The organism is Nostoc sp. CALU 546 (assembly GCF_048836525.1).
The window spans coordinates 24,376-34,844 of record NZ_JAWJTF010000105.1 but is presented as its reverse complement, the minus strand read 5'-3'; the positions used below and the strand labels follow the sequence as shown (position 1 = coordinate 34,844).

At 43.7% G+C, this 10,469-nt stretch carries 9 protein-coding genes; 5 read left to right on the top strand and 4 right to left on the bottom strand.

All coding sequences use genetic code 11. The features are described from left to right. The first annotated feature begins 328 nt into the window (after positions 1-328). Complete coding sequence (locus tag RRG12_RS34470) at positions 329-604, top strand: hypothetical protein (protein WP_420762315.1); 276 nt, start codon at positions 329-331, stop codon at positions 602-604. Next, complete coding sequence (locus tag RRG12_RS34465) at positions 604-4,056, top strand: plasmid replication protein, CyRepA1 family (protein ID WP_420762314.1); 3,453 nt, start codon at positions 604-606, stop codon at positions 4,054-4,056. Before RRG12_RS34470 ends, RRG12_RS34465 begins: the two co-directional genes overlap by 1 nt. Positions 4,057-4,158: 102 nt before the next feature. Here the strand turns inward: RRG12_RS34465 and RRG12_RS34460 are convergent, their stop codons facing one another. The 4 genes from RRG12_RS34460 to RRG12_RS34445 all read right to left on the bottom strand — a co-directional run bounded on the left by RRG12_RS34460 (position 4,159) and on the right by RRG12_RS34445 (position 8,808). Further along, on the bottom strand, positions 4,159-4,821 hold the full coding sequence (locus RRG12_RS34460; protein WP_420762313.1) for a tyrosine-type recombinase/integrase: 663 nt from the start codon (positions 4,819-4,821) through the stop codon (positions 4,159-4,161). 920 nt (positions 4,822-5,741) lie between these two features. Next, positions 5,742-7,868, bottom strand: a complete 2,127-nt coding sequence (locus RRG12_RS34455; RefSeq protein ID WP_420762312.1) for an AAA family ATPase — start codon at positions 7,866-7,868, stop codon at positions 5,742-5,744. Between the two features lie 175 nt (positions 7,869-8,043). After that, positions 8,044-8,274, bottom strand: coding sequence for a hypothetical protein (locus RRG12_RS34450; protein ID WP_420762311.1), 231 nt, complete (start codon positions 8,272-8,274; stop codon positions 8,044-8,046). Positions 8,275-8,403: 129 nt separating this feature from the next. After that, a complete protein-coding gene (locus tag RRG12_RS34445) occupies positions 8,404-8,808 on the bottom strand; it encodes a hypothetical protein (RefSeq protein ID WP_420762310.1) in 405 nt (134 codons plus the stop codon). A 202-nt stretch (positions 8,809-9,010) separates the two neighbouring features. Here RRG12_RS34445 and RRG12_RS34440 point away from each other — a divergent pair, with 202 nt between their 5' ends. From RRG12_RS34440 to RRG12_RS34430, 3 genes are all read left to right on the top strand, one after another. Next, on the top strand, positions 9,011-9,238 hold the full coding sequence (locus tag RRG12_RS34440) for a hypothetical protein (RefSeq protein WP_104899588.1): 228 nt from the start codon (positions 9,011-9,013) through the stop codon (positions 9,236-9,238). 209 nt (positions 9,239-9,447) lie between these two features. Further along, a complete protein-coding gene (locus RRG12_RS34435; RefSeq protein ID WP_185582021.1) occupies positions 9,448-9,759 on the top strand; it encodes a hypothetical protein in 312 nt (103 codons plus the stop codon). 240 nt (positions 9,760-9,999) lie between these two features. Then, complete coding sequence (locus RRG12_RS34430) at positions 10,000-10,467, top strand: hypothetical protein (protein WP_420762309.1); 468 nt, start codon at positions 10,000-10,002, stop codon at positions 10,465-10,467. Positions 10,468-10,469 lie beyond the last annotated feature (2 nt).

The window sequence follows — 10,469 nt, the reverse complement described above, 5'->3', positions numbered from 1 at the left end:
CTAAGGAGTAGGCGCTTTGTCCAAGGAGCAAAAACTAAATAACTCCAGAGCGGGGTTTCTCAGAAATACCAAGAAAGTGGTAGTTAAAGTTTGGACGCTTTCATCCACTGACTGGTCAAAAAGAGATTGAGCCCACGCTGCTTCTCATATTGTATGAGAAGCCACGCGAAAATGGTATGTTCGCGTGGCAGTTTTTGTTGTTAAAATTCCTTAAATTAATTAAATGTGAAGTTTAATGAAGACAAAACCCGAATTTTGGAGCAAAAAATAGTAGCAGCGTGAATAGCCCCCTCTAGAGCTTGAAAACCAAGCACCAGGGGAATAAACCGTGTTAAATGAAAAAAGTCTGAATAGCTCATTAGTTGAGCGCATGGAATCATGCATTGCAGTGTTCGCACCTCAGCTTTATGCTGTGGTATCAGGTAGTTTTAAGAATATCCTTGCAAAAGCTAAAGTTTCACAGCTTTCAAATTGGCTATGTTTAGATGATAGCGACAGAAACATTACTGGAGTAACTGTTGCAGATGATTGCGACACAGGATTTTACTGGCAATTCTTGCTCGTAAACGTAGTTCTCTCTAAGGAACCGCAAGGGGAGAACTAATGAACGCAGCGACAACTGAATATCCAAACAATCTCACGGCTGCGGAATACCATGAGTTGTTAGCTGGTAGCGCCATTCATCCGGCATTGATTGAGCGCAACTTTTTCCATGTAGAGGGAGAATCAGTTTATGATTTCCTGTTCATATCTGATAAAATCCCACGTAAGAATGCGGGTCGGGTAACAGATGGATACTTAAAGCTGTATCAGCACCTATTACTAGGTGGGACGTGGATTCAGTCACTTGACCCATTCAAAAACTGGCAACCAATGGAGTGGGGAAGGATCAAGCCCAACTTTCCACGCTTTGATTGGCAAACAGGTAAACCAGTTAAATACGAGTCACCCCCCAAAACCCCCAACCGCGTTACTTACTTTGATGTCGCTAACCCCATCTGGGACAAAGTTGCAAAGCGTTATTTAATTAAGCGCTATCATTCGCTTTTGGCGCTGCGCTTACTGGATCAACTCAATCCACTAATATTTTGGGAATGGATGAAGCAGCATCCAGAGATTCCAGTTATCTTATGCGAGGGCGAAAAAAAAGCGGCCTGCTTGCTTAGTTTAGGGTTTGTAGCGATCGCACTTCCGGGAATTTGGAACGGGCGCGTGGGCAAACAGGATTTTGATGAACGGTTGCATCCTGACTTAGTACCAATGACTCAGGCGGGGCGCAAGTTCATAATTCTTTTTGACTACGAAACTTCTTCTAAAACCAGGTGGTCGGTGTTTCAAGCCACTGTCCGCACTGCAAAGGCAATCGAATCGGCAGGTTGTGAATGTGAAGTTGCATTACTGCCGGGGCCAGAAAAAGGCGTTGATGATTTTGTGGTTGGTCGCGGTGAAAAAGCTGATGCTCTACTGACTGCGATCGTAGACGATGCTAAATCACTTGCTGATTACAAGCGCTCGTATCGGGCTAAGAAATGGGGACTTAGCAAATACAAACCAGATGTCACTGTTAATGTCAAGTATCTCTCTGAGGCTTTGTGCATTCCTGAACTTGAAGAAAAATGCTTGAGAGTGCCTGAGCTTTATGATCTTGAAAAGGAACAACTTTTCACGCCATCTATAAAAGGACATCCTCCAAACAAGGAGTCTACGGATTCTGGCGGAGTTGATTCATCTAAATCGAAGAAATCCCCTAGCTTCAATTTCCCCAAATCAGGACTGGTCGTACTCTGGAGCGACATGGGTACAGGGAAAACTGAACTTATGCGCTGGTGGCGTGACCAAAACCCCGACGCGCGGTTCCTCAACAATGGGCATCGCGTAAATTTGCTGAAAAATCTTGCCGAACGCTTGCGGACGGCGATGTATTCAGACTTGGGTTACACAGGTTTAGCCCAGGCCCAAGCCCTTAGTATTACTATTGACAGCTTGCATAAACTCAATACCCAGTCTCTCACCTACGGTTGCATATTTATAGATGAAGCCTGCCAATACCTTACCCACCTGCTGCACAGTAATACTTGCAAACAGCACCGTGCAGCAATACTTGAAGTACTGGAATATATAGTATACAACGCGCCCCTGGTCGTCATCGCCGATGCACACATGGATGACCTGACTGTGGATTTCTTCCGCTCCATGCGACCCTCTGAGGAAATCCCGTACATTATCAAAAACGAATGGCGAAACGGTTCACGCACCATTTATTGGTACGAGGGAGATAATTCTAGCGCTCTAGTCGCCCAAATCTCGGCAGCACTGATGCTTGGAGAAAAAGTTATGGTTGCCAGCGACAGTAAGCGTTTCATCAAAAAACTCGACAAATCCTTTACAATCAACTACGAAGAATCTAACTCCGAAAAATCACATACACAAAAAAAATGGCGTATCTGGTCTGTTCACTCTGACAATTCTGGCAGTGATGAAAATGTTGCTTTCATCAAAGATATTACCAACGCCGTCAAAAACTTTGATGCCTTGTTCACCTCTCCCAGTCTCGGTACTGGTGTCGATATTTCTGAGTATCATTTTGATTTAGTATTTGGTGTCTTTCACGGCGTTTCCCAAACTGCTACTGAGTGTGCCCAACAGCTTTACCGTTATCGTCCAAAAGTCCCGTTTCATATTTGGGTGGCCCCACGTCCCCCCTTTGGTTACAAGGATACCAATGCTACCAAGATTAAAGAGCGCTTGCTCCAAACCAATGAAATGACAGCTTTTCTGTTGCGGATTGACAGAGAAACGGGTAAGCGGGGCGCAGAGAAAGATTGGGCGCTTGAGGCTTATTGTCAAATTATGGCTAACCGCCACTATTCTCTCAATAATCTGCGCGATGATTTGCGATCGCTTCTCACCGAAATGGGCAATACATTTATATATGTGGGCAGTGATTCAGATCCTCAATCTCTTGAAAGTCTAAAAGCGGCAGCACAAGCTTTGGATCGTGCCCACAATTCTCATGTTGCCAAGGCTAAGAATATTACTTTGAGTGAGTACCGCGCCCGTCAGAGCAAAGATTACCTTGACCCTAGCGAAATTTTTGAATGCGAAAAATTCCGCATTTCTGATTCTTACGGCATCGAAGTAACCGAATCACTCGTAGAAATGGATAAAGGTGGCCGCTTAATTAGAGCAATTGCTGGACTTGAGGCCATTTTAGCCCCACCCGAAGAATCGTTTACTGACCCCAAAACTGGGCAAAGTTATCCTACGCCACCAACAATTGTCACCCAAAAAGACCGCACCGAGCGCGACAATCTACCTTTGTGCATCGACTGGGGCAATTATTCGGCGCGGTGGCTGGCTAGATTTAACCTGGGGCTGCATCAAATTCTCACTTCTTTAATGAAGGGTGATGAAGTTACTGCCGACGATTCCACCTTACTCAAGATGACGGAGATCGCTATACATTGTGCTGCTCACGTCAAAGCAATTCTTGGGTTTACTATTCCTAGTGACTGTAAACCTATTTGGTTGCTGGCGACTTTACTAGAGCAGCTGGGGCTAAAGCTGACTTTCCGCAAGCAAGGTAAACGGGGGCAACAGGTGAAACTTTTCTCTTTATCTAAAGAGGAATTAGAATTTGCAATGCATGTAATTGCTCATCGCGTGGAAAAGCGTAATCAAAAAGAAAATCGAACCTATTACGCTGCTCAAACCCCTGCTGCGTATAGTGTAAACCCCAATCAGCAGGCCGTATCCACGCCCCCCCCTAATGCTATAGGGAACTCCCATTGCCAAGGGGAGGATACTACCGTTTATGTTCCGCCCCAAACTGACCGGATTACTCTACTTCATTGCGTAGAAATACTTCGCTCTGGTATTTCTCGTGGAGTTGAGGCAATTAAAGGCATTCTCAAGCGATGGCAGAGTGATTTGCGTTGGGAGACGGTGCTGGAACTTGAGGCGATCGCCGCAAGTGAATTGCGACTTGTCGAGGATCAAGTCCCTGAATTTTACGCCTTACTGAATGAAGAAGTGTTGCCTATGGAGGGGGGCTAAACTTTCGTCATATCTAACCGCATCATTGAAGTAATTTCTACTTTTGCTTTCAGCAATTACGCTGATGTGGTCTTGCTAAATCGATTTTTTGGTAAAATGGGGTCAATGCCTTTCCTTTACTGAATTATCGGTCACTTCGACTAACTGGGGTTTCCCGAAGTGGTCTTCCGAAACCGGAGCAAGTAGCGCTAAAGATGATACCGCTCCCAATACTTGATCTTCTCTTACCTCAAGGTACTTGTACAGCTCGTCCAACGTGCGATGCCCAGAAATTTCCTGAATCACTCTTAAGGGAATTCCGGCATTACTCATCGAGGTGAGTGCTGTGCGCCGAAAGCTGTGAGAGCTTACGCCTTCAACTCCTACTTTTTTGCAAGCGACTCGCAATATCCACAGTGCCGAATCCCGGTGCAGGTGGTTATTGGCTCTGGAGTGGTCAGCATTTCCAGGGAACAGCCAAGGGGAATCATCACGCGGTTTATATGCTTGCAGCCTGACTCGCAATTCTTGAATTACGGGAATGGCACGGGTAGCCAGTTTACCTTTAGTATTTCCTTTGCGAAAGGTGATTTTGGCTCTGACTTTTCCTTTGGTGTCATAGACATCGCGCTTAAGCAATGTCACTGCTTCATTCACCCGGCACGCTGTGTAAAGCATGACTGCAAACAGCGCTTTGTCTCGTAGCGAGTCTACCCCCTGCGAGAACAGAAGTTGAATTTCTTCTGGCGAGAGAATCTTTGCTCTCCCATGTCTATCAATCTTCAACTTTGCTCTCCCGAAACCACCCCCGGTCTTTTCCCATTATCTCAGGCATGGGTGACAGCTTTCCTGCGGAACGTTTACCGTTCGCGTAGGTCTCGTAGAGAAGGTATCGCACAAAGGCACGCTCCTTTGAAAAATAATCGCCGCAGATGCTTTGTACTAATACTGTACTAGCCCACTGCCGCCATTGTTTTCAAGTGTAGGTATCTAGTTAAGTAGCGCAGGATCGCTTCATCTTCAGGCGAGTCAATTTTCCCGATTTGGGTGGTAAGGCACTTACCCGCTCATAAAGATACGAAAGTACGATCCAGTCCAGATCCACGCCGCCCAACAAGCAATTAAGAACACGGCTGGTATCTTTTTTTTGTGGTTCCCCCTAAAAATACACCTATATTGAAAAACCTAAAAATAGGTGAAAAAAATAAACTAAAAATGACTTCATAGTTAATAAGTGATGTATAAGGACAAAGAGCATACTTCTAACAGTTGACTACACAAAGATTACAGGTGTATGTTTTGGTTAAAGAAAACGGGCAAAGGTGCTTATTTTAAAGAATTTGGACAAAATTCTCCCCTGCTTTTGTTGCTTCGGTGCTTTCTGATGCCTTATTTGGATAGCCCACTCTTTTATCGCTATCACGCCATAAAACTATAGAGTCATTTTTAGTTTATTTTTTTGAGAGCGGTTTGATTGCTTTGTGTTTAAGACACTTTTTTTCTAGAACCGCAAACGGGAGCTAGAGAAGTAATGAGTAAGAAGTAAGAAGTTTTTACTCATTACTCATTACTCATTACTCATTACTTCTCTTCTGCTCCATCAAACGCCTTGAGAAGAGTGAGAAATGCGGGCTAGCTACCAGATTTCTCACTCTTGATTGAGAGCAACAACCGCAAGCCGGGTGAAATTGTTAAGTTGAACATTTCTAAATTGCAATCGTCGGTTGCAAAAAAGCGCTTTCCAAGCGCTGCTGTAATCGCGTATATCGCAGTTGGTCGTCAGTAGAACGCAAAGCCTTGGATATCGCTTTCTTGGAACCAACGACAATCACTAACTGCTTGGCACAAGTTAATGCTGTGTACAACTGTTTACGAGACAACATCATATAAGGCTGCGTATAAATTGGCAGAATTACTACCGGATATTCTGAACCCTGGCTTTGATGAATGGTGAAGCTCCAGGCGAGGGCAATTTGATTTAAGTCTGCTCTGGTTCTAACAACAGTATGCTTACCATACTGTACAGTAACTTCCATCTTTTCAAGATCAATGGCCTTGATAATTCCGAAGTCGCCATTAAAAATATCGTGATTATAATCATTAGTCAGTTGAATGATCCGATCGCCTTCTCGTAATAAATTCCCGCCCGTGGTAATCTCTACTTTGTCGGGACTGGGCGGATTAATCAACTGCTGTAATACGGTATTGAGGTTACGAGTCCCAAGCAAACCCCGCGACATGGGGGAAAGCACTTGCACATCAGTAGCTCGATTGTAACCGAGGCGGGGAATCAAGTCTGTAATGATTTCGGATATTGCTTTAACACCATGTTTAGGGTGATGACCGCCGCCGTGCCACAGACACTCAGACACGGGATTATCGGAAATCGGTTCAATTGTGGGAAACTGGCTTCGGTTAATTTGGTGAGCAGCGGTGATAATTGCGCTCTGTTGGGCTTGCCTAAATACTTTGGTCAACCGCACCACCGGAACGTGACCAGAATTAATCAAGTCAGCAAGGATTTGACCAGGACCGACAGAGGGTAACTGGTCAATGTCACCCACTAGCAGTAGTTGGGAACCGTATTGTATCGCCTTTACCAAAGAAGATGCCAGAAACAAATCAAGCATACTAGCTTCTAGCGCGACAATTGCGGTATGGGGTAAAGGGTTTTGATTATCGCGTAAGAAGCCCATTGTCTTTGGGTCAAATTCCAACAAGCAGTGTATGGTCTTGGCTTCGAGTTGTGTGATTTGACTCAGGCGTTGAGCAGCGCGTCCAGTTGGCGCAGCTAAGGCGATAGATTTGCCCATTGCTTTCCACAGAGAGACTATGGTGTGGGTGGTGAAAGTTTTACCGCAACCGGGGCCACCAGTCAGAATCATTACCCTTGAATATGCAGCCATTTCTACCGCTAGCCGTTGCTGTGGTGAAAGTTTGATTTTATGACTCTTGGTGAAGCGCTCAATCCAGGTGCGAACACGAGGCATATCTTGTGCAACTGGTTGGCAAAATCTAGATTGTATTAATTGAGCAAGGTTATGTTCGGTGTGAAAGTACGTTGGTAGATAACATAGCAGCGTTTGGTCTTCGCTTTTCTCGCGGATTAAGTCATCCTTGAGTGCCATATCTTTGATAATATCAGCGAGGGCATTTTCTTCGGGTGTGTGATCTGCTGTAGTCAGGAGTTTGATCACATTCTCAATGAGTAGAGGCTGGGGTAAATAGCAATGCCCATCAGCAGCAGCTTCGTTCAAAACATGAATTAAACCAGCACGGTAACGGAACTGACTATCAGGCGCAACTCCTAAATTAAAGGCAATTTTATCAGTTCTCAGAAAACCAATACCGTAGATGTCAGCAGCTAACTGGTAGGGATTACTGGTGAGAGTAGCGAGTGCTTCATCCTTGTACTGCCTGTAAATTTTGACTGCATAAGTAGTAGAAACGCCATGACTGTGGAGAAATAGCATTAAATAGATGTAAGAGATGTAAGAAAATAAAATAAAAATAAGTTGATAGCTAAATAAAGATATTTTGAATTGAAGCAGAGACTTGATATTTGGGTTATGCCATCGGCGACGGCGACCCGGACGCGAACAATCCCACAAACTATCGAGTTTGCCCCAGTACCAGCGATGAATTGTGTCGCGTACAGTCTGTGGATGCCATTTTAAGTATTGTGCGATCTTTACCACTGTCCATCCAGCGGCTGATAAGCGTAGTACAGTGGCACGACTTTGAGTTCTTGGTGGTATACCTTTTGCTTGAGTGAGTGCTAGTAGGGCTTGATCTTCTATTGGTGACAGGTCAACTTTTAAAGGCGCTGGCATCTTGGTCAGGGGTAAAAATATTTACGACTAAAAGAGATTATCCCAATTTGATGTGCCATTTCACTTTAATGAATTCTATTTACGAACGCCAAGATGCTCATTGATGGGCGAAGGGACTTTAGCGAATGGCAAATTAATTTTTGATGTCAGAAGTTACACAGTTAAAAATCCAACTTTAACGTCGCTCGTACTGCATCAATTTTTGTCGCTGTGGTCTGCTATCTTGTAATGCCTCGTAGATGCTTGGCCACTTACGTCTAAATACTGCTGATAGCGATAAATCTGCCAAACTGTAGGCGTTACGAGTCAGCAATATTGCATCTGTCAGTTCAAAAGTCACATCATGCGCTCTACCTAAATGCTCATAAGTGGCTTGACGAAATTCTTCTAGTTTGGCAAGTTTCATATTGGCAGGTGAGAGTTGGTGGTTCTTCTCTCATCTTCCGGCGAAGGGGGTCTGTGTTAAGCGCAGACTCTCCTTACAAAAATTTTATACTAACGAAACGTACACTCCTTTGTTAACGATCGCCTGCTTTTAGTCTAAACTCCAGTCAGAAGCATCCAAATGTTTTTTCAAAGTGTAGGGGCAATCAGGAGTTTTGATTCCACTGGCGTAAGGTAATTTATAGGATGCCCAAATTTGCCACCGCAAAACATCAACTCCAATAGTTGAACTACCGAATTGTACTCGACAGTCTTTGTCTGGGTTTTGTATAACATTTTTGATGATGGTATTTATCGCTTCTATCTTGAGATTATTCGGTATGCCCATTAGTAGTTTTGTAAGCCACTGTTTGATTTGTGGTGACTGTAGCCAGTCTTTGATCTGGTCATCAGTAGGAGTTAAGCGATTGAGTAATAGCGTGGGATTTTCGTTATCTTCATTAACTTGACTTTTGGGTTGAAAGAGTTGCTGAGAATTAGGATCTGTGTTGGACATAAAATTGATTGGTTAAAAGAGAATATCTCTATTATAGATAAAATGGATAAACCTGATAATAGCTAATATCTTTTATCAAGATATTAAGATAAATAAATATAAGAAAAATTTTTATCCTCTGATACTAAATTATAAAGATTTGACCAAGTGATTATGTTATAAGTATTAAATAAGTTCCTTATGCAAGTATCAAATAAATACTATGCACCCAATAGAGTTTAAGAAGAAGTGGAAATTAACCTACCCCGAACTTTCACGCATTTTAGGATACGCAGATTTTACTGTTCGGAGCTGGGGTCTAGAAGGAAAAGCGAAACGAAATCCCCATTTTGTTGTCTACCAACTTTGCGCCTTGTTAGATGAAAAATGGATAAATCAAGGTAAAGTTCCAGGACAAAGACATCTGATTTCTGAAATGCTTACTGGGTAAATAAATTACCGAAAATAGCTCACCTTCTTGAAGAAGGCAGATACTTCAAAGGCGAAAGGCTTTTATGTTTTGTGAACAAGAACCACTCTCCGGCTAATACTCCGAACAGCGCCGCATAATTTTCTCTATTTTTGCAAATGTCAATTACCCGCCACGAAAAAGGCGGGTATTTTATGTATAGTTAGAAGTTCCAAGAAGTTCTCAGAATCATGGGGATAGGGAGGTTTACCTGGCAAAATGAAGAACTAACAAGACCAGAAGTTGCGGCGATGTTAAAGCCAAAGGTTTCTGCAAGACAACTACAAGCATATTTGAATATTGCTCGGAAGTACTTGCCAGAGTTCCAGAAATTCACCAACAAAAAAACAGGTGGTCTAGATGGCTATGCAAAGCTATACGAGTGTCACATTACAGTACTTCAGGAAATTCGCTCACTAGCTAGGGAACATACTTTAGCTGACATAGAAAGTGAATTTCAACAAAGAGCATTAAACAAGTCAGAAGTGGGAAGTTGGAAGTAGATTTTTTGTTATTTCCAACTTCGATAATAAGGTCAAGAAAAAGGGTTGCAGGTTTAGGGTGTGGGGTGTAGTGAGGACGGCATTGGACGTAGCTCTGAAACCTCGACCAATGCAATTGCCTTAAAATACAGGGCTTAAACACAAAAGGTTGTTGGGGCTATTTCTTCCCACACCCCACACCCCAATACCTGCAACCCCGCCCCAACGGGGCTTGGTGATTTTTAGATTTTTCCTAGAACAATGAAAAAAGGAGTAATTGCCTTGGCATCTAGTAATTCTGTGCGAAGAACACAAACTCAAGTTCTGGCTAAGGCTAGCGCGGCGATTGGGCGCAAGTATCAGCATCATATTTACGCGGCAGGCACAGCGACAATCATTGTCATGCAGTCAATGCCCTCTTATGGGTGGGGCTTGTTCGATTCGGCTCAGGTGGCAATGACTTGTATGTTCGGCGGCGCTGGTGGTATTGGCGGGGGTGGTGCGGCGGCGGCTACCGCCATTACAGCACTTCCCTCAGTTATCAATGCAACAATCACAGTACTTTTGTTTGTATACTTTGTGGCTTCTGGGCTTAAAGTTGCCAACGGCATTGGTGAAGGACAGGAAGTAACGCAGATGGTTCAACAGCCCGTAGGCGTATTTTTCATAATCCTGGTGCTTTGGATTGCTCAAAGCATATTATTTAACGGCGTTACAGCCGCTTGCTAGTG

Bases quoted from the DNA above. Each gene is read 5' to 3' on its own strand.
- RRG12_RS34465 (WP_420762314.1), top strand. From the start codon at position 604: ATGAACGCAGCGACAACTGAATATCCAAACAATCTCACGGCTGCGGAA.
- RRG12_RS34455 (WP_420762312.1), bottom strand. From the start codon at position 7,868: ATGCCAGCGCCTTTAAAAGTTGACCTGTCACCAATAGAAGATCAAGCC.
- RRG12_RS34450 (WP_420762311.1), bottom strand. From the start codon at position 8,274: ATGAAACTTGCCAAACTAGAAGAATTTCGTCAAGCCACTTATGAGCAT.
- RRG12_RS34445 (WP_420762310.1), bottom strand. From the start codon at position 8,808: ATGTCCAACACAGATCCTAATTCTCAGCAACTCTTTCAACCCAAAAGT.
- RRG12_RS34440 (WP_104899588.1), top strand. From the start codon at position 9,011: ATGCACCCAATAGAGTTTAAGAAGAAGTGGAAATTAACCTACCCCGAA.
- RRG12_RS34435 (WP_185582021.1), top strand. From the start codon at position 9,448: ATGGGGATAGGGAGGTTTACCTGGCAAAATGAAGAACTAACAAGACCA.
- RRG12_RS34430 (WP_420762309.1), top strand. From the start codon at position 10,000: ATGAAAAAAGGAGTAATTGCCTTGGCATCTAGTAATTCTGTGCGAAGA.